At 45.1% G+C, this 18890-nt stretch carries 18 protein-coding genes; 6 read left to right on the plus strand and 12 right to left on the minus strand.

Annotation, left to right across the window (positions count from 1 at the left end; translation table 11 throughout):
• Window positions 1-177: 177 nt before the first annotated feature.
• Both radA and KCV09_RS07595 read left to right on the plus strand, forming a co-directional pair.
• Window positions 178-1557: a DNA repair protein RadA gene (gene radA / locus KCV09_RS07590; RefSeq protein WP_004939495.1), complete on the plus strand. Its 1380-nt coding sequence runs from the start codon at window positions 178-180 to the stop codon at window positions 1555-1557.
• 143 nt (window positions 1558-1700) lie between these two features.
• Window positions 1701-2699 (plus strand): Tim44 domain-containing protein, encoded by a 999-nt coding sequence (locus KCV09_RS07595; protein ID WP_025095008.1) that lies wholly within the window; start codon window positions 1701-1703, stop codon window positions 2697-2699.
• A 36-nt stretch (window positions 2700-2735) separates the two neighbouring features.
• Here KCV09_RS07595 and epmA read toward each other — a convergent pair whose 3' ends face one another.
• From epmA to KCV09_RS07610, 3 genes are all read right to left on the minus strand, one after another.
• On the minus strand, window positions 2736-3725 hold the full coding sequence (gene epmA, locus KCV09_RS07600) for an EF-P lysine aminoacylase EpmA (protein WP_151815259.1): 990 nt from the start codon (window positions 3723-3725) through the stop codon (window positions 2736-2738).
• Complete coding sequence (locus KCV09_RS07605; protein WP_151815260.1) at window positions 3722-4789, minus strand: 4-phosphoerythronate dehydrogenase; 1068 nt, start codon at window positions 4787-4789, stop codon at window positions 3722-3724. Before KCV09_RS07605 ends, epmA begins: the two co-directional genes overlap by 4 nt.
• A 108-nt stretch (window positions 4790-4897) precedes the next feature.
• Window positions 4898-5230 (minus strand): hypothetical protein, encoded by a 333-nt coding sequence (locus tag KCV09_RS07610; RefSeq protein WP_151815261.1) that lies wholly within the window; start codon window positions 5228-5230, stop codon window positions 4898-4900.
• Window positions 5231-5510: 280 nt separating this feature from the next.
• Here KCV09_RS07610 and antA point away from each other — a divergent pair, with 280 nt between their 5' ends.
• The 4 genes from antA (at window position 5511) to KCV09_RS07630 (ending at window position 9980) form a co-directional block, all read left to right on the plus strand.
• The gene (gene antA / locus KCV09_RS07615) at window positions 5511-6926 is read left to right on the plus strand and encodes an anthranilate 1,2-dioxygenase large subunit (protein ID WP_212514985.1); all 1416 of its coding nucleotides are present in this window, start codon (window positions 5511-5513) and stop codon (window positions 6924-6926) included.
• 2 nt (window positions 6927-6928) lie between these two features.
• Window positions 6929-7420 (plus strand): anthranilate 1,2-dioxygenase small subunit, encoded by a 492-nt coding sequence (gene antB / locus KCV09_RS07620; protein WP_004939507.1) that lies wholly within the window; start codon window positions 6929-6931, stop codon window positions 7418-7420.
• A gap of 10 nt (window positions 7421-7430) precedes the next feature.
• Complete coding sequence (antC, locus tag KCV09_RS07625) at window positions 7431-8462, plus strand: anthranilate 1,2-dioxygenase electron transfer component AntC (RefSeq protein WP_212514986.1); 1032 nt, start codon at window positions 7431-7433, stop codon at window positions 8460-8462.
• A gap of 459 nt (window positions 8463-8921) precedes the next feature.
• Window positions 8922-9980, plus strand: coding sequence for an AraC family transcriptional regulator (locus KCV09_RS07630; protein WP_076032001.1), 1059 nt, complete (start codon window positions 8922-8924; stop codon window positions 9978-9980).
• Between the two features lie 87 nt (window positions 9981-10067).
• On the opposite strand, the gene KCV09_RS07635 is transcribed toward KCV09_RS07630, so the two are convergent.
• The 9 genes from KCV09_RS07635 to KCV09_RS07675 form a co-directional block, all read right to left on the minus strand.
• Window positions 10068-11015 (minus strand): SphA family protein, encoded by a 948-nt coding sequence (locus KCV09_RS07635; protein WP_212514987.1) that lies wholly within the window; start codon window positions 11013-11015, stop codon window positions 10068-10070.
• A 48-nt stretch (window positions 11016-11063) separates the two neighbouring features.
• Window positions 11064-11594 (minus strand): flavin reductase family protein, encoded by a 531-nt coding sequence (locus KCV09_RS07640; RefSeq protein ID WP_212514988.1) that lies wholly within the window; start codon window positions 11592-11594, stop codon window positions 11064-11066.
• A gap of 23 nt (window positions 11595-11617) precedes the next feature.
• The gene (locus KCV09_RS07645) at window positions 11618-12856 is read right to left on the minus strand and encodes a styrene monooxygenase/indole monooxygenase family protein (protein ID WP_212514989.1); all 1239 of its coding nucleotides are present in this window, start codon (window positions 12854-12856) and stop codon (window positions 11618-11620) included.
• A 48-nt stretch (window positions 12857-12904) separates the two neighbouring features.
• On the minus strand, window positions 12905-13696 hold the full coding sequence (locus KCV09_RS07650) for an SDR family oxidoreductase (protein ID WP_004939520.1): 792 nt from the start codon (window positions 13694-13696) through the stop codon (window positions 12905-12907).
• A gap of 18 nt (window positions 13697-13714) precedes the next feature.
• Window positions 13715-14962 carry a dienelactone hydrolase family protein gene (locus KCV09_RS07655; RefSeq protein WP_212514990.1) on the minus strand — a complete coding sequence of 416 codons (1248 nt, stop codon included), beginning with the start codon at window positions 14960-14962 and terminating at the stop codon, window positions 13715-13717.
• 259 nt (window positions 14963-15221) lie between these two features.
• On the minus strand, window positions 15222-16199 hold the full coding sequence (locus KCV09_RS07660) for an AraC family transcriptional regulator (RefSeq protein WP_119025961.1): 978 nt from the start codon (window positions 16197-16199) through the stop codon (window positions 15222-15224).
• Between the two features lie 225 nt (window positions 16200-16424).
• Window positions 16425-17699: a Glu/Leu/Phe/Val family dehydrogenase gene (locus KCV09_RS07665; protein WP_171063767.1), complete on the minus strand. Its 1275-nt coding sequence runs from the start codon at window positions 17697-17699 to the stop codon at window positions 16425-16427.
• A gap of 136 nt (window positions 17700-17835) precedes the next feature.
• The gene (locus tag KCV09_RS07670; protein WP_004939535.1) at window positions 17836-18102 is read right to left on the minus strand and encodes a PAAR domain-containing protein; all 267 of its coding nucleotides are present in this window, start codon (window positions 18100-18102) and stop codon (window positions 17836-17838) included.
• A 23-nt stretch (window positions 18103-18125) separates the two neighbouring features.
• The gene (locus KCV09_RS07675; protein WP_151976273.1) at window positions 18126-18890 is read right to left on the minus strand and encodes an OmpA family protein; all 765 of its coding nucleotides are present in this window, start codon (window positions 18888-18890) and stop codon (window positions 18126-18128) included.

Here is an 18890-nt window from a genome sequence, read left to right on the forward strand (position 1 = left end):
CAATTTCAACGATTGTGCAAAAATTCCTTATCATGTTATTTTCCTGATCACTTCCCTTTAATCAGTCAAATACAAAACTCGCTTGTTTATGTGGCCTTATAAAAATTGGGTGTACATGCGATATTTTGTACTTCCTTCTGTTTTAACTTCTTTATCTAAAATTTTCAATTTTTAAATATGGCAAAAATCAAAAGTGTCTATCGCTGTGAACAATGTGGTGCAGATCATTCTAAATGGGCAGGCCAATGCTCTGAATGCGGAGAATGGAACTGCTTGACTGAAGTCCGATTGGAAAGCGTAACACCACATCGGGCAAAACCTAAACTCGGTGGATATGCAGGAGAAATCTCCACTGTTACCACGCTCAATAAAATTTCGGTTTCGAATGTACCGCGTGTTGCCACCGGTATTAGTGAATTTGATCGGGTACTTGGCGGCGGTTTGGTTACGGGTTCGGTGGTTTTAATTGGCGGTGACCCGGGGATCGGAAAATCCACAATTTTGCTGCAAACGGCAACACACATGGCCAGCAAAAGCAGTACTGCACTTTATGTGACTGGCGAAGAATCGCTGTCGCAAGTGGCACTGCGGGCACAACGCTTAGATCTACCTACCGATCAGCTCAAAGTCATGGCAGAAACCTGTGTCGAGAGAATTTGTGAGATTTTGGCACAAGAGCGCCCAGTGGTGGCCATTTTAGATTCGATTCAGACCTTATATACCGAAACACTGCAATCGGCACCGGGCGGGGTTTCACAAATTCGCGAGTCGGCTGCTCTTCTCACTCGCTTTGCCAAAAACAGCGGAACCGCATTATTTATTGTGGGTCATGTCACTAAAGAAGGCGCACTGGCAGGCCCACGTGTGCTTGAGCATATGGTCGATTGTGTGCTGTATTTTGAAGGCCAATCCGATTCACGTTATCGCATGATTCGTGCGGTAAAAAATCGATTTGGCGCGGTAAATGAGCTTGGCGTTTTTGGGATGACCGATAAGGGCTTACGAGAAGTGGCCAATCCCTCTGCCATTTTTTTAAGCCGTTATAATGAAGCGATTCCCGGATCGATTGTGATGATTAGTCGCGAAGGCACGCGCCCCCTCTTGGTGGAAGTTCAGGCACTGGTCGATGATGCACAAGGTCAGCCGCGGCGTGTGGCACTCGGCCTCGAGCAAAACCGCTTAAACATGCTGCTCGCAGTGATGCATCGGCATGGCGGTGTGCAAACCTCTGGACAAGATGTGTATGTGAATGTGGTCGGCGGATTAAAAATTACCGAAACAGGCTCGGATCTGGCTGTGTTGCTGGCCTGTGCATCTAGCTTAAGAGCCAAGGCGTTACCACAACAACTGGCCGTTTTTGGTGAGGTCGGGTTATCGGGTGAAATCCGCCCGGTTCCAAATGGTCAGGAACGTTTAAAAGAAGCTGTCAAACACGGATTTACTCATGTCATTTTGCCTAAAGGTAATGCTCCGCAAAAGGCAATTGAGGGCGTACAGGTGATTGCGGTATCACGTTTGCACGAGGCCTTGCAAACCGCGATGGAGCTATCCGAATAAGATAAAATTGGAGCATCTTTTGACGCGAATATGTTTCGACATAAAAAACATCTTTTTTGTGTTGAAATTCGCCTCAAAAGCCTGCATATATGTAGTCTTAGATTCTTTTTATTTTGTTTTTATTTTTTATACAGGAATTTTAAATGAAAGTAAGACAGCGTGGCCTGATTACAGGCATCATGATGGCTGCTTTAGTTGTTGCTCCTCTTGCAGAAGCAAAGCGTGCGGGCGGTGGTAAAAGCCACGGCATGTCTCGCTCTGCGGCACCGACTCAATCTTACCAACAGCCTCGTCAGGTTACGCCAGCGCCTCAAACTGCGCCAGCGGGAACACCTCAACGTTCTGGCCCAGGTGTGGGGACAGTGGTTGCTGCAGGTGTAGCGGGTGCTGCAGTGGGTGCGCTTGCCGCCAATGCAATGGCAGATGACAAACATACAACATCGCCAGAACAGCAAGCGACTCAGGCTCAGCAACAGCAGCAAGAAGAGAAAAAAGGCGGCCTACCGGGCTGGATCTGGATTGTGCTGATCGCTGCAATTGCTTTCTTTATTTTCCGTCGTTTCGGTGCTAAAAAAAAATTAGCAGGTAATAATAATCCTTATGCACCAAACAACAGCGGTTCTTCACCGTTTAACAACAGCTCTACGCCTGCTGCTCCACGCGCTGCAGCCGGCGGTGACAACACCAATATTTTTGGTCAGTCTGTTGGTGGTTCAGCTGCACCAAGTGCAGCGCCGTTTGGTGGTGCTTATACACAAAGCGGTAATCAGTTACCGGATGGTACTGAACCGGCGGCGTTCTTGCGTATTGCACGTCAACGTTTTAACCATATTCAGTCTGTCAATTCTGCAAATAATGTTGAAGAAATTCGTCGTTACTTGACGCCTGAATTGTATGCATCGATGTACAACGACATTTTGGCCAATCAGGACCAAGACGTTGCTGAATTTAGCAACCTAAATGCAATGGTCGTCGATTCTGCGACTGAAAACGGTCAATATGTGGTGAGTGTACGCTTCACAGGTACTGTGAGTGAAGATCTAAACAGTCTTCCACAACCGTTTACCGAGATCTGGCATTTTGTTAAGCCTGCGGGTTCAACAGAAGACTGGAAAGTCGCGGGTATTCAGCAAGAACAATAATATATAAATAAAAAAAGCCGCGTTACGCGGCTTTTTTTACGCTCTAGATGCAGGGAAAGCAATCACCTGTTCTATGTTAAGCTTCTGAGTGGCCACCATTAACAAACGGTCAATACCCAAAGCAATGCCTGAGCATTCTGGCATATGTGCTAAGGCTGCCAGTAAGTTTTCATCGAGTGGCATCACCTGTAAGCCTAATTTGTCTCGCTCTTGGTTATCTGCTTCAAAACGTGCGCGGAGCACCGATGCATCAAGCAATTCATCGTAGGCGTTAGCCAGTTCCAAACCCTCGATATACACTTCAAAGCGTGCGGCAACTTCTTCGCCGTCTTCATCTAGACGTACTTTGGCCAAAGAAGCCATTTCTGGTGGAAAATCGGTGAGGAAAATTGGTGTATCAAAGCCCAAACTTGGCTCGACAAAATGTGAAAATAATAAATCCATATAGGCTAAACGATCATCGCCTAAATCTAGCGTCAATCCTACACGTTGTGCAGTCTGTTTTAATTGTGCCAGCGTTGCCTGTAAAGGATTAATATCTAAACGATCTTGAAATGCATGTTTGTAGCTCAAAACCAGTGGGCGAATTTCATCAAAACGATGCGCTAAACACACGTTTAATAGCGCTGCCGTTTCATGCATCAACTCGCGTAAATCTAGCCCAGGGCGATACCACTCCAGCATAGTAAACTCACTGTTGTGTTTGCGACCATGCTCGTCGTCTCGAAAAACCTTACAGATTTGATAAATCGGACCACTACCCGCAGCTAGCAGACGTTTCATGGCAAACTCAGGTGAGGTTTGTAAATACTGTTGCTGCACGCGACCTACGATATGGCGTTGCGCCTGCACAGATGCCAAATGAACATCAGTAACTCCTGCCTGAGATACGATCGGCGTTTCAACTTCCATGACATCACGCTGGGCAAAAAACTCTCGAATGGTACGGTAGAGCTGTGCGCGTGCTTTAAGTGCCTCAATTGAACAAGTAGGCAAAGCCGTCTGACTTTCAAAGCGTTGACTCATGCCACAGGGCCTCCGTGTGCAGCCCATTCACGGCGTAGTGGATATTCTTTCCGAAGTCGATCAAAGGCTTGTTGGTCTACCCGCCCCGCCTTTAGACACGCTCTTAAATTTTGATCATCACGCTGGATATCGTAGATCTGATGAAGATGGGCTTTTAATGCCTCAGTCAGCGTGTTTTCTGTGAAATAGGCATCGCCTTGAGGCAGTTGGGTTTCAAATCGCTTGGTCGCTTCAAAGCCAAATACCTTACAAAACGCCTCATAAACCATTTGTGTACCGCGGGCTTTGCCTTCTAGACTATAGCCTGCAATATGAGGCGTGACCAATGTCACCAAATCAAGCAGCTCTTCTGAGATTTCAGGCTCATGCTCAAACACATCGAGTACAACTTTGCGCTGTGTACGTTTAAGATCAGCAATTAATGCTGCTTCTTCAACAACCGGCCCCCGCGCACTATTGATCAATATGCTATCTGGTGGCATGTGAGCGAATACATCATGATTAAACAGATGCTGTGTCGGATATGCTCCAGACGTGGTTAAAGGTACATGAATAGAGATAGCGTGACTATGCTGAATCAACTGCTCAAAACTGACGTTTTGAATGCCGTCGAGTTGCACAAAGGGATCATATCCCATCACTGTCCAGCCGATTTGCTGCGCCATCGATGCCAGTCGGCGCCCTACGTTTCCTAACCCCACGATTCCTAAATGGAAGCTTTTACCTTGATCGAGTACAGTGTTATCAAGCTGATAGAGCGCAGTAATAACATATTCAGCCACTGCTTGCGCATTACAGCCGGGTGCATTGCGCCATGTAATATTTTGACGGTCGAGCGCTACGGTATCCAGATGATCTGTCCCAATGGTGGCGCTGCCAACAAACTGTAACTGACTATCTTGAATAAGCGCGGCGTTGACTTTAGTGACGGAGCGAACAATCAATGCCTGTGCATCATGCACATCTTCGGCAGTGAGCAAGCGCCCTGCCCGATGCTGAATTTCTCCAAATGATAAAAAAAAATAATCTGTAAACGCAAGATTTTCATCTGCGACAATCTTCATAATATCGTCCCGTCATGTCAACGCTGCTATGATACCGCGTCACGTGTACGGTGACCACGTTAAAAAAGTCTGGTCTGCTCTTAAGAAGAATATTGAGTCGGCATCATCTTAGCTGGTGGGATTAAATTCCGATACATACGCTTTTTTGGTGGTTTTATTCCATAGGCAGAGTTCCTGACCAGTTTTATTTTTCATATGTGCCTGAGGAAAAGTTCCCTGCATCAGCACGGCCGAATATCCCGCACGATCATCAAACAGCATGATATTACTCACCAGTTTAACCTTTTTAAGCTGACTGGCCTTAACACAGGCTGTTTTCATGGCTTGATCATGCTGTTTCCATGCTTCATTTGAACTGGCAAATGAAACACTACTCAATGCAAGTAGTATCATGCTTCCAAGTGCATATGCACCAGATCTGAATGAACGAATGTGAATCATTGGGGTTGCTCCTGCACGTTATATTCCACGCTGTATCCTCTATAGTGATCCAAGACGTACATGCTGACCAGTCTCAACAACATACTGTAACCAGTCGCTGCAAACAGACAACATCGTCGTCTATTTCATTTACCTCATCTTCATCTTAAAAAATGAACAGACCGATTAAGCCACCAATAAATTGCATAAAGTGGATAAAGATCCGGAAAATCTGGATAGAGTGCGGCAGTAAATCGCGGTTCAATCAATAAAACGCATTGATTGGATAGAGGATGAGCCCATGACTGCACGTAACCTCGCCGAATGGCAAAATTTTGTACAAGGTTGTATCGATTTTCGCCCAAATGATGGTGTCTATCGGGTTGCTCGCGATATGTTTACCGAGCCGGAACTGTTTGAGTTAGAAATGGAACTCATTTTTGAAAAGGTCTGGATTTATGCCTGCCACGAAAGTGAAATTCCAAACAACAACGATTTCCTGACCGTTCAAATTGGACGCCAACCGATGATTATTAGCCGTGATGGCAAAGGCGAACTCCACGCTATGGTCAATGCTTGCGAGCATCGCGGTGCAACGCTTACACGCGTTGCCAAAGGTAATCAGTCGGTATTTACCTGCCCGTTCCATGCATGGTGTTACAAATCGGACGGTCGTCTGGTTAAGGTGAAGGCACCGGGTGAATACTGCGATGACTTCGACAAGTCCAGTCGTGGTCTAAAGCAAGGACGTATCGCCAGTTATCGTGGATTTGTCTTTGTCAGTTTAGATACTCAAGCCACCGATTCTTTAGAAGACTTTTTAGGCGATGCCAAAATTTTTCTCGATTTGATGGTCGATCAATCGCCTACAGGCGAACTTGAAGTATTGCAAGGTAAATCGGCTTATACCTTTGCCGGCAACTGGAAACTTCAAAATGAAAATGGCCTCGATGGCTATCATGTCAGTACCGTACATTACAACTATGTTTCGACCGTACAGCATCGTCAGCAAGTGAATGCTGCCAAAGGTGGAGAGCTCGATACACTCGACTACAGCAAACTCGGTGCAGGCGATGCAGAAACCGATGATGGCTGGTTTAGTTTCAAACACGGACACAGCGTATTGTTCAGTGATATGCCAAATCCTACAGTGCGTCCCGGCTACGACACCGTTATGCCTTATATGGTCGAAAAGTTTGGTGCCATACATGCCGAATGGGCGATGCACCGTTTGCGTAACCTCAACTTGTATCCAAGCCTGTTTTTTATGGATCAAATCAGTTCACAACTTCGAATTGTTCGTCCGGTCGCGTGGAATAAAACTGAGGTAATTAGTCAGTGTATCGGGGTGAAAGGCGAATCTGCTGAAGCACGCCGTAACCGTATTCGCCAGTTTGAAGATTTCTTTAATGTATCGGGCTTAGGTACACCCGATGATCTGGTTGAATTCCGTGAACAGCAAAAAGGTTTTCAGGGACGTATCGAACGCTGGAGTGATATCTCGCGTGGCTATCATAAGTGGACCTATGGCCCAACACAAAATGCTCTAGACCTAGGCATCGAGCCTGTGATCACAGGCCGTGAATTTACGCACGAAGGACTCTATGTCAATCAACATGGTCACTGGCAGCGCTTGTTACTTGACGGACTCAACAATAAAGCACTCAAGATGCATGACCTAACCTATGACAATCAGTCTGTAACGGATGAGGTGTAATCATGTCTTTAGAACTTCACTATGCAGTTTCCCAGTTCCTCTACAAAAAAGCGGAACTCTGCGACAACTATGACTGGGATGCCTACCTTGAACTCTACGATGAAGACAGTGAATATCATATTCCGCAGTGGATTGATGACCACACTTATGTAGAAGATCCAAATCAGGGACTCTCTTATATTTACTACGCAGACCGCTCTGGTCTTGAAGACCGGGTATTTCGTATCCGTACAGGCAAGGCAGCTTCTGCTACCCCGTTGCCTCGTACCCAGCATAATATTCACAATGTGCAGGTGCAAACACGTGACGATGGCCTTGTCGAGGCGAAAGTAAGCTGGCGTACCCTGTATAACCGTCAAGGACTGGAAGGCTGTTTCTACGGCAGAGCAACTTACGTGCTTCGTCCAACCGAAGACAGTTTTCGCATTCGCCGTCAGCACAGCATTTTACTTAACGACAAAATAGATTCCGTACTGGATTTCTATCACGTTTAGGGAGGCCGATATGAGTCATTCTGTTGCACTCAACTTTGCCGACGGCAAAACTTTTTTTATTTCTGTTCAATCCGACGAATTGCTGCTTGATGCTGCTGTTCGTCAGGGAATTAATCTGCCGCTAGATTGTCGTGAAGGTGTATGTGGAACCTGTCAGGGAAAATGTGAAACAGGGATTTATGAACAAGAATATGTCGATGAAGACGCATTAAGTGAACGTGATCTGGCAGAGCGAAAAATGCTTGCCTGCCAGACACGCGTTAAATCTAATGCAGCGTTTTATTTTGATCATCACTCAAGCATTTGTAATGCAGGTGAAACCTTAAAAATTGCCACTACAGTCACTGGCGTTGAACTGGTTTCAGAAACGACGGCGATTTTACATCTCGATGCAAGTGGCCATACCAAGCAGCTCGATTTCTTGCCTGGTCAATATGCACGGCTTCACATTCCTCAAACCGAGGATTGGCGCTCTTACTCATTTGCCAACCGACCAAACGCACACAATCAGCTACAGTTTCTGATTCGACTTTTACCAGATGGCGTGATGAGTAACTATTTACGTGAGCGCTGTCAGGTTGGTCAAACTATAATGATGGAAGCGCCTCTGGGAAGTTTTTATTTGCGTGAGGTTGAGCGCCCACTGGTGTTTATTGCAGGTGGAACGGGCCTATCCGCATTTTTAGGCATGCTCGATAATATTGCCGATCAACCCAATCCGCCTCCTGTTCACCTGTATTACGGCGTCAATACTGAAGCCGACTTGTGCGAGCAGCAGCGTCTGCTGGCCTACGGTGAGCGTATTAAGGACTTCAGTTATCACCCAATTGTGACCAAAGCATCTGAAAGCTGGACTGGTAAATCAGGTTTTATTCATGAACACTTGAATAAAGAACAGCTAGATGAGAGAAGTTTTGACATGTATCTTTGTGGTCCTCCTCCAATGATTGAAGCAGTTAAGTCTTGGCTTGATACGCATGCGATTGATCAGTGCCATGTTTATAGCGAAAAATTTCTGCAAAGCAACACAGCACGTACCTAAGCTGAGGCTGCTTGTTTCAATCAGCTCAATCTTTTATTTATGCTAAAAGAACGACAAAGAATCTGCATGTTCAACCATGCAGATTCTTTATTTTTTATATAGGTGCTACCTGTCGCAATTCACGTAAATACATTGATACGACCAAATGAATTTGCTATAAAAGAATACAGATCTTAAGGATTAAGATCGAATAAAGCGTTTAGAATAAGTAAACCCTTACAGGCCGTTTTCACTCAGTTTTTCAACAAAATTCTTACATGACTGACCTATTGTATGTTCAGCTTCATCACATACAGATTGCTACGATCATGTAGATAAAATTCCTGATCTGGTCTACTTTTTGCTTGATTCTTTATTCAGATAAGCCACTTAAATATTTTAAGTCGTGTTGATTTCGTCGAGCTGCTGTTTTGTCGTCATGCTGCTCAATTCAATACGTTAGCCCAAAAGGAATATGTTATGAGTCAGGCCAATTCCCATATAGAACTGAATGGACGTCACTTGCAACAGTGCTCGATTTTTTCATCGCAAAACTTGATTTTTCAGCATCAGGATATTGGGGAAACCTGCAAAAGTGTCGGTCAGATTTTTAAACCGCACTTACTCAAAATTGTGCAACAAAAGAGCGAATTTCAGTCGTCGATGCACCATCTTAAAACTGGCCGTTTATCGATCAGCCGTCTTGAATACGGCACCGATGTTTACATCGAACCCGATCATCTTGAAAAGTTTTATCTTATTCAGATTCCTACTCAAGGATATGCTGAAATTGAAGTAGACCAGCAAAAGTTTATTTCCTATCCACAAGTCGCTTCAGTCATATCGCCAGATCAAGCCTTGAAAATGCGTTGGCACGCGCATTCTCCTCAGCTTATTTTAAAAATTGACAAAGATGATTTAGTACAACATTGCAGACAGCATTTGCCTGAAAGCACACGTCATACGCCTATTTTTGAAACCAAACTGGATTTCTCAACGCATAGTGGCGGATATTTTTTACAACTGATGACCACCTTAATGGAAGCACTGGCATGTGAAAATCATCCACTGCATCATCCTATGGTGTTTAAACAATTTGAATCCAATCTGCTCAATGCCCTCTTATATGGTCAATCAAATACATTGCTTGAGCATTTGAATCAGGCCAAAGAGAAGGTCGTTTCTCCGTATTTTATTAAGCGAACTGAGGCTTATATGCGAGAAAACCTGCATATGGCACTGAGTATCGAACAGCTTGCCGAGCATGCTGGTGTAAGTGTGCGTACCTTATTTGCAGGCTTTAAAAGCTTTTTAAATACAACGCCTATGGCCTACCTAAAAGAATTACGTTTTGAGCAGGCACATCTTGAGCTGATGCAAAACGAACAAGCGTCAGTCACCGATGTGGCTTTTAAATGGGGCTTTAGCCATTTAGGACGTTTTTCTCAAGAATATAAACGTCGTTATGGAGAGTTACCATCTTCAACACGACGCGGTAGCCTTGAACATCCAGAAATGTATTTACGTAACTTTTCTTAAACTGTGTTCAGCCATAGTATTTGAATACTACAGTTTCAATCTATTTAACCGAAATTAAATAGGTCACAAGTACTGCGCTTAATGGCTTTAAAAATGATGGATGTAACGGAACGAAACGCGTGTGCCTTCTGGACGGTTTTTCGCATCTTGTTCGAAATAAGCATTAGCAACCAAATGATCATTTTTGGAAAAACTATACATTGCCCCCGGGCCTATAGCCCAAACTTGTTCACGTCTACCTTTGACTTTCTCGCCATCGACTTCTGTGTCGGTCACTTGCTTCAGCCAGTATCCATTGATCCCCAGACGTAGCTGCGGCGTTACCGCATAATCGGTTGCAAAGTTGGCGTGTATGGCTTGCCCTGCTTGTATGTCATCTGCTGCACCAAACGCATAGCCTGGCTCATTATTTTTAAAATTATATAGGTAATGAATACGCGTCGATGCTGTCCATTTCGGATTTAGCCAGTAGGTGGCTGCCCAATACGGATCAAGCGATACCGCATTATTACCCGGATTAATATCTTTATTTCGATCATATTCACCCGTTGGCAAATTCACCTGAAACTCGATACGCTGTACAAATTTTGGCCCCGCAGCTCCCATCACTGGATCGAACTGTATAAACGGGCCAATCATTAAATCGCCAAATCCACCTTGGGCTTTAATGGCCGCATTATTTAAGCCATCATCCATGTCCATTTTACTGACAAATGGCAGTAAAAAATTTAAACCCAACCCAGCATGCTGTCCTACACGTATATTCGACATATAACTGACTTGCTCAATAATCGCCTGATAACTTAAGTCGGTTTTAGGTAAGCCAAGTGTATTGCCATTATTATCGACGAGTTTGGAAGCATCATAGTTTTGTAGGTAAGTTTGAGAATACCAGCCCGGGCCTGCGGGTAATCCACCATCCATAAAGCTGGTTAAACCCAAGTTGACAGTCGGTAAGTCGTAGGCATAAGCCGAAACCGACGCTAGAACCACTGCCCCTGCTAGAAATCCCTTTTTAATCACATTGTTTTTCATTTTAAATCCCCAAAAAAAATCACGATCTGGATGATCGTGATTTGTTGTTTAAACACTAAGTTCAGGATGTGCTGCTGCAATCCGGTATTGTCCCGCATGAAACACCAAAGGTTCACCCATGCGTTGCTGGTAATGCTCAATCTGACCAATAAAAATCAGATGATCGCCACCTTCGTATTGATTGACATTTTTGCAGACCAATGTTGCCAAAACATCATCAAGAAGCGGTACGCCATACTCGCATTCACGGTGTGCAATCCCGACAAATTTATCTTCTGCACCGCGGGCAAAATGTCCAGACAATACATGATGTTCTTGGGCCAGCATGTGAATGGCAAAATACTCTGCCTTTGTGAAATCTGGCAGGCTCGGCGCAGTTTTTGACAAACTCCATAAGATCAGAGGCGGATCAAGCGACAATGACGAAAACGAGTTTGCGGTCATTCCAATTTTTCGACCATCTTGTCCACGTGTGGTGATAACGGTCACGCCTGTGGCAAACTGTCCCAGCAAATTACGTATTTCTCTTGGGTTTTCAGGGTCAATTGCTTTTAAGCCTTGCTGCATGGATGTATTCATATCGTTCACCAATTCCCTTTGTATTACGCCACTTTCTGACACTGTTTCGACTGAATAAAACGTTGAGCTGCACTTTGATCGAACCACCACGGTGCAAACTGGCGCGGATCGTCAAAATTGTTGGCAATGGTCGAAGCAATCGCTTGGTTTTGGCTCGCTGCCGCCAATACGTCAATCATTTGCGGCTCAGGCGGTACCAGTAAGCTATTGGTCCATGCCACCACGGTTTCGGCGTAGTTCCAGTAGCTTTCGAAAGTTTGTTGCATCCACTCCGAACTAAATTCTTGAGAATCACGGGCCAAAATCGCATCGAAGTAAATCTTGCTACATTTGGCGGCGTTATTCGATCCTTGACCCGTGATTGGATCATTGACCACCAGTGCATCGGCCATACCAAATACTTTTCGTCCAGATGCCAAGGTTAGAATCGGTTTACGTACCGAAGGTGCAAAACGTCCAGACAAGTACCCTCCTGCATCGGTCAGTTCAATCTCGCTACAGCGCTCGGCTTCCCAAGGTAAATAAGTGTTTAAGATGTCCTTACTCATTTGAAGATGTTGTTCAGGCGTTTTGGCATCTTGCCAGCAATCCATTGGCCCTTCAGGAATACCTTCAAACACCATGATTTCACATGGTCCATTCACAGTGAGCGCTGGAAAGCAAAAGTATTCTCCAACACCCGGAATCACGTTAAATGTCACACGTGAATAAGGTGAGATCGGTTTCATTCCCTTGACATAAGTGAGTGCCAAGGCACGCTGCGGCTTATCGAAGGTGCTACGCTGAGCGTCACGTTCAAACTGCTTCACCACTTCGCCCTTACCCGCTGCCAAAAGCACCAGCTCATACTCGGCCGTCAGTTGCTCAAGCTCATCAATTCCAACATCCTGAATGATGAGTTTGCCACCACGGCGCTCAAATTCTTCTATCCAGTACGGCATCTTCACACGCTGATCTACAGACTGAGCATAGCGCTCCAAACGTGCACTCCAGCTAAATGCAGCATCGCCAGTTTCAGGGTTAACCAGCGTAAAGCCAATCCCTTCTACTGCGGGGCACTGTTCCTCCCAAAAGTTCAGGCCAACATCACGTTCTGTTTGTAAGGCCGTATGAAACATACACTGACTGGACATGACCTTCCCTTGACGAATCTCATCTGCTGTCCGGTTGGTCACAATTGTGACGGTATATCCAGTTTCTAGTAAACTTAATCCGAGTTGCAAGCCAGATTGACCCGCACCAACAATTGCTACATTACGCATTATGGTTCTCCCATTTTCTATGTCTTTCGTAAATTAACGCGTGTGCGATTACGCTTCATCGGCTAAACGTGGAATAGCCGGTTGATTCCCTTCAGGTCCCATAACCGAATATCCGCCATCGACGGCATAATCGGCACCAGTGACAAAACGCGCCGCTGGAGAGAGTAAAAAAACAACAACATTTGCAACTTCTTCAGGTTCGCCCAAGCGACCCAAAACATGATAATCGGCAGCCACTGCATCGGCTTTTTTGCGGTCATTGCCACTGACTTCGGCAATGACTCTTGACCATGTCCAGCCCGGTGAAACCGAATTGACCCGAATGCCATCGGCAGCAAAATCCATGGCCATGGACTGGGTCAGTTGACGCATTGCCGCTTTGCTGACTGGATACAGCCAGCGACCCGTTTGCGCAATCTTGGCCGAAATCGAGCTAAAATTTACAATCGCTCCGCGGTTGTGTTGCAGATCGGGATATAGCGTGCGAGTCAACTCGACCGCCGACACCAAGTTGATATCCAGTGCATGCAACCAATCACCACGAGTCGACTTAAAGCCATCATCTAGGTAGGTACAGGCCAGATTAACCAAAAAGTCGACACGTCCCAACTGACGATGAATCTGTTGAAGCGCACGTTGCAGCCCTGTATCACTGGTAATATCGGTCTGAATAAAAACAGCCTGACCGTGCATGCTGTTGGCGATCTCTTGACCATTGGCATCGATATCGAGAATTGCAACTTTGGCACCAGCATCAACCAGTGCCTGCACCACGGCACGACCAATCAAGGTGGCTCCACCACTCACCACGGCAATTTTGTCTGTCATTTCAATTTTCATAGCATTCTCCTGTGCTGCTTAAACTGGCTTATGCTCGCTTGAGGCCCATGAAGGCATCAGCGTATTGGACGGCAGTTCTTCGTCGAGCAGCTTCTGGGCCGTTTCAACGCCCGCAACAGGTAAACCCGTCGGATCAAGCAATCCGATCTGTACCAGTACAGATGCTTGATCCCAATAAATATGTTCATGACATAGCTTTGGACCACGGAACTGGATCACACCCAGCATTGGAATCTCGACATATTTTCCGGTTGGCGCAACACCAGGCAGTAACCAGTCAATTTCACTGTCGTGGGTAAAACTCATGATGAATTCATCGACCACCTGCGTCGATCCCACCGTGCGTGAGATTGAGGTGATTTTCATATCTTTTGGATTTTGGTGAACAAAATGATGTTGATAAAAGCGTGCAAGCTGGCGCTGACCTACACCACCAGTAAGTGTCGGAATATGATTAACATAAGGTTCTTTGACCATTGTCGCCATGGTGGCAGGCACATCCCGAGTATCAAACTCATGCCGGATATGCTCTTCCCATAAAGCCACCAGATCGTAAACCGGTCCAATGGTCTGATGCAGTGCAGTCACGCTACGTTCATGCGCAAAGCGTGCCGATGGTTTGTGATAATGCTCACTATTTGGGCGCGCAAAGGCATGATCCACGCCTTCATACACATAGGCTTGTGCACGTGGATGCTGAGCCGTGGCATCTAAGATAGCTTGACGTGCTTCAGGTGGAGTGAATTTGTCAAGCTCGGCAATATGAAGCACCAATCGACCTGTTAAGTTATTCAGCTCGTCTAAGGCGTGATCAATGCCGACGCCGTAATAGCCCACAGCACATGCCACCTCAGGTAATCGGCAAGCGGCTAAGTACGCGAGCTTTCCACCTAGGCAATAGCCAACGACCCCGAGCCCTGCTGAGGCATCACAACTCTCAAGTGTTGAAAGCGTTGCCAAGCTATCGCGGATGTCATCAATTCCCAAGTTTTCATCGTAGGCTTGGTATAACTCAAAGGCTTTTGCAAAATCTTGTTCGGTATACGCCAGTTCAATTCGTGGTGCTGTACGCCAGAATAAATCTGGTACCAAAACGGTATATCCTTCTTCTGCCAAAAAGTCAGCTTTGGCACGCATGGCTGTATTCACGCCGAAAATTTCTTGGCAAAGTACAATGCCCGGGCCTTTACCACCCTCTGCAACGGCCAAGTAGGCCGCAAACGATTGTCCTGTTGCTGTTTTTACTTCAATGTATTGACCTGACATCGGATTCACTCCAGACCCTGTGATTGGAGTTATCATGTCGCTGAATACGGGTTGTCGTCTGTCCAAAAATTGCGAGTACTATCCATCCAGTGCGAGAGAATGCATTGGTCAATGAAAACCGAACAGATCATTAGAAATCGTCATAAAGATACGAATTACGCTGTTGAATTAACTAATATAAAAAAATAAGACCATAATTTTATTTTTAATAAAAAACCCAGAAAATCTGGGCTTTTGAAATCAATTAAATGAATCTGTTTTAAAATTTACTTCGCGTCTCGCTCGGGCTTTCACCAAATTCATCCCGATATTCTTGTGAAAAGCGTCCCAAATGATTGAATCCCCAATCATACGCCAGTTTTGAAATCGAGACTTTTTTATGCGCAGAAGCCGTCAGAATTTTTCGGACCTGTTGCAGGCGATATTTGCGCAAATACACCAGCGGACTCATACCATAATAATGTTGAAATTCTTCATAGAGTTTCGATTTTGATACGCCTGCTAAATGGTGTAATTCATCAGTTGAAATCGCTTCATGCGCATGTTCAACCAGATAGTGACGAACACGTCGAATATAATCGGGTTCTTGTAAATAGGATTGCTGCCGCAACCGCTCGCTATAATTGTTTTCCTGTGACAGTAACAACGATTTAATCAAAAAGTTTTCATAATCTTCAGACCAAAGTTGCAGACCATAACCCGCATACTGCGACTTAAGCTGTAAAAACGTTTCAATATTTTTCCACCACGCTGCAATATATGGGTTGTTTCCAAGATGCATATCGGGATTAAACAATACTGGCTTATCGATTGGCTGTTTGACCAGTTCGGACAGCACGGAATTTAGGCTTTGTTCTGGAATCACCACCTGAAATTTTTTACAATTTTTATCGATCATCAAATCTTGCAGTTCTGCATTAGACACAATTAAGCCGCTATCTCGATTTGAAAAATAGGTTTCACCGCGCACATTCAACGTTTGCTTGCCTTCAAAAGGTAAACTGATGCTATAAGCACGTAGTTGTGAGGTATTGATTGCAACATTGGCCCCATAGCTAATTTTACCAAGCGCCATTTTACGGTACGGCAAACGCATCCCTTCATAATGAAAATTCAGCGTGTCTTTACACGTGGTGTCGAGACGATGTTCGCCACAAATAGTCGACATCAAATGGTGGGCAAATTCCGCCTTGTGTGACGAATGATTAAGATCCATCTCTTGGCTGAGTGACAGCATATCCTTTTCACCTAGCTAACCTTTATTGTTTTACAGCAATTTATGTGCCATGGTTTCAGATGGCATACAGTTCCAGATTATCCATCATCTGGTTGCTTGCCCTAAACTGGGCAAGTTCAATTTGAGTATACTCCAAATCTGTGTACAAAAAACCCAAAAAATCGATATTTGGAACTTCACTCAAAACAGTGAAGGCAGTATAAATCACTGCCTCCACTGAACAGCTTAACCGGGGAAAATGCCTCGCTCTTTACGTGCTTTTAAAATGCGTTCACAGGCTAAGATATAAGCGGCGGTACGCATAGTACAGACCTTATCTTGCGCTTTTTGCCAGATATCTGCTACGGCTTGAATCATCAGCTTGTCGAGCCGCTCATTAATTTCGGCTTCTGTCCAGAAGTAACTCGACATATCCTGCACCCACTCGAAATAACTGACCGTTACACCACCAGCGTTACAAAGTACATCCGGCACCACAATAATATTGCGCTGCACCAGTACATCATCTGCATCTGGATAAGTCGGTCCGTTCGCGCCTTCAAGTACCAGCTTGGCTTTTAAGGTCTGGGCACGCTCTGCCGTGATCTGCCCTTCTAATGCGGCTGGAACCAAAATATCCATATCGATGTGCCAAAAAGCGTCATCGTCGATTTTTTCTGAGCCAGGAAATCCAGCCACGCCTGAGGTTTTAAGCACATGCTCTTGTAGCTGTTTGATGTCGAGTCCGTTTTCGTTATAGATGGTGCCCGTATGGTCTTGTACACATACCACCTGTGCATTGGATTTATGAAACAGATATGCTGCTTCGCTGCCTACATTACCAAAGCCTTGTACAGCGACCCGACTGTTTTCGATTGGCAGATTAATTTTCTTGGCGACCTCTAGCCCTGTCACAAATACGCCGCGGCCCGTAGCCCTTACGCGCCCAAGCGAGCCACCCAGATGAACTGGTTTGCCTGTAACAACACCTGTGACGGTATGTCCTTTGATGCTTGAATAGGTATCCATCATCCAGCCCATGATATCGGCATTTGTGCCTACATCGGGCGCAGGAATATCATTTTGAGGCCCAATAATTGGGCTGATTTCACTGGTAAAACGTCGGGTTAGGCGTTCCAGCTCTCGGCTAGACAGTTTTTTAGGATCAACTCGAATACCGCCTTTGGCGCCACCATACGGTAAATTCAATACTGCGGTTTTGATGGTCATCCAAGCAGCCAAGGCCATGACTTCATTGAGCTCAACATCCGGATGATAACGGATACCGCCTTTGCCTGGCCCTCGCGATAAATTGTGTTGTACACGATAACCTTCAAAATGCTGAATGGAACCATCATCCATGACAATCGGCACATCGACAATCAGAGCGCGTTTAGGGCGCTTCAATGTATGAATATAAGGCACCAAAGCGTCTTCAAGATATGGCGTCACACGGTCTACTTGAGCCAGATAGGTTTGCCATGCACCGTTATTTTCATTTTCATAAGAAAGCGACATAATTTCATTATCCTTTATTTTGTATTTTTTAATCGGTAACCCAATACTTCGATGCTATTTTTAAGTTCACAAAAAATAGCACCATTCATTGTTAATATGATTCTTCTAATTTAAAAAGCAAGGGCTGGAAAATTTAATTTTAGTTATTTCCCACGGTTAAGGATTGATTGGCAATGCATTTACATCCACAAGACAGCGCTGAATTATGTTGGGCAATCGCTTTACCCATCATCAGCATATGATTGTCTCCAGCCACAATGGTCGCAACTGTTTTATGTTTAGGGCAAGTGGCTTTATCACCGACACATGCAACCGCCTTTCCCTCAATTAAAAAACCTGCGTTGGCGGTAATCACTTTACCGCCGCCTGTAGTTGGTGAGCCAATGGTAATATATGGAAGTGCCATAAATCCTCCTGTATGTGTTGTTCTTATTGCACCTCAAACTCGATGCGTCGGTTTTTGCGTCGTCCTTCGGCTGTCGTATTATCTGCCACCGGTTTGCTTGAACCTAAACCTTCTGTGCTTAAATTATCACTGGATAAGCCTTTCGTAAGTAGGTAGTTTTTTACTGCGCCCGCTCGTTCTTGACTTAAAACCAGATTTTTACCGGCATCACCTGAACTGTCGGTGTGCCCGATAATCTTGACTTTTTTACCGCCCACTTTTTTCAGTGCTGCTGCCATTTCGTCTAAGATTTGCTGACCAGAAGCCGTTAAAATTGCACTTCCTGATTCAAATTCGATAATCCGATTTTTTAACGCATCATCGACAATTTTTTGTTCAGCCTGATTTACCGTTAATTGTGAGTTGAATCGATACGGTGGCTGGACCAAATTTTGATACTGCTGAATAGTGGGTTGGATGTCATTTGGATTGGTCATTTTACCCGTCAATTCAACTTGAGTGCCGCGCACAGTGAGTTTGCCCTGCTTGACTTTTTTCAGATCGGGACTGATCACTTGAGTGACTGAATCGCTCCAGCCATTTGGTGCATTGACCGGACGAACCTGAATTTTATCGATCACCTGATCAGCTCCATAAACAGCCTGCATTTTTTGCAAAATGGCTTGTTTTGAGGCGGCGTTAGGCACCACGCCTTCAACCACAATCGGCTCTGCAAAGACAGGTGAAGCTGCGACAAGCGTACTGAGCAATAATCCAAATTTCAGGCTGCGTAAGTTATTTTTTTTCAT

The organism is Acinetobacter soli, assembly GCF_018139125.1.
Classification (GTDB): Bacteria; Pseudomonadota; Gammaproteobacteria; order Pseudomonadales; family Moraxellaceae; genus Acinetobacter; species Acinetobacter soli.

Coding starts and splice junctions, on each gene's coding strand:
- KCV09_RS07645 (WP_212514989.1), bottom strand. CDS start 12,856: ATGCGTAATGTAGCAATTGTTGGTGCGGGTCAATCTGGCTTGCAACTC.
- KCV09_RS07605 (WP_151815260.1), bottom strand. CDS start 4,789: ATGAAGATTGTCGCAGATGAAAATCTTGCGTTTACAGATTATTTTTTT.
- KCV09_RS07655 (WP_212514990.1), bottom strand. CDS start 14,962: ATGTCAGGTCAATACATTGAAGTAAAAACAGCAACAGGACAATCGTTT.
- KCV09_RS07675 (WP_151976273.1), bottom strand. CDS start 18,890: ATGAAAAAAAATAACTTACGCAGCCTGAAATTTGGATTATTGCTCAGT.
- KCV09_RS07660 (WP_119025961.1), bottom strand. CDS start 16,199: ATGCTGTCACTCAGCCAAGAGATGGATCTTAATCATTCGTCACACAAG.
- KCV09_RS07650 (WP_004939520.1), bottom strand. CDS start 13,696: ATGAAAATTGAAATGACAGACAAAATTGCCGTGGTGAGTGGTGGAGCC.
- radA (WP_004939495.1), top strand. CDS start 178: ATGGCAAAAATCAAAAGTGTCTATCGCTGTGAACAATGTGGTGCAGAT.
- antA (WP_212514985.1), top strand. CDS start 5,511: ATGACTGCACGTAACCTCGCCGAATGGCAAAATTTTGTACAAGGTTGT.
- KCV09_RS07635 (WP_212514987.1), bottom strand. CDS start 11,015: ATGAAAAACAATGTGATTAAAAAGGGATTTCTAGCAGGGGCAGTGGTT.
- KCV09_RS07595 (WP_025095008.1), top strand. CDS start 1,701: ATGAAAGTAAGACAGCGTGGCCTGATTACAGGCATCATGATGGCTGCT.
- KCV09_RS07610 (WP_151815261.1), bottom strand. CDS start 5,230: ATGATTCACATTCGTTCATTCAGATCTGGTGCATATGCACTTGGAAGC.
- epmA (WP_151815259.1), bottom strand. CDS start 3,725: ATGAGTCAACGCTTTGAAAGTCAGACGGCTTTGCCTACTTGTTCAATT.
- KCV09_RS07630 (WP_076032001.1), top strand. CDS start 8,922: ATGAGTCAGGCCAATTCCCATATAGAACTGAATGGACGTCACTTGCAA.
- KCV09_RS07670 (WP_004939535.1), bottom strand. CDS start 18,102: ATGGCACTTCCATATATTACCATTGGCTCACCAACTACAGGCGGCGGT.
- antB (WP_004939507.1), top strand. CDS start 6,929: ATGTCTTTAGAACTTCACTATGCAGTTTCCCAGTTCCTCTACAAAAAA.
- antC (WP_212514986.1), top strand. CDS start 7,431: ATGAGTCATTCTGTTGCACTCAACTTTGCCGACGGCAAAACTTTTTTT.
- KCV09_RS07640 (WP_212514988.1), bottom strand. CDS start 11,594: ATGAATACATCCATGCAGCAAGGCTTAAAAGCAATTGACCCTGAAAAC.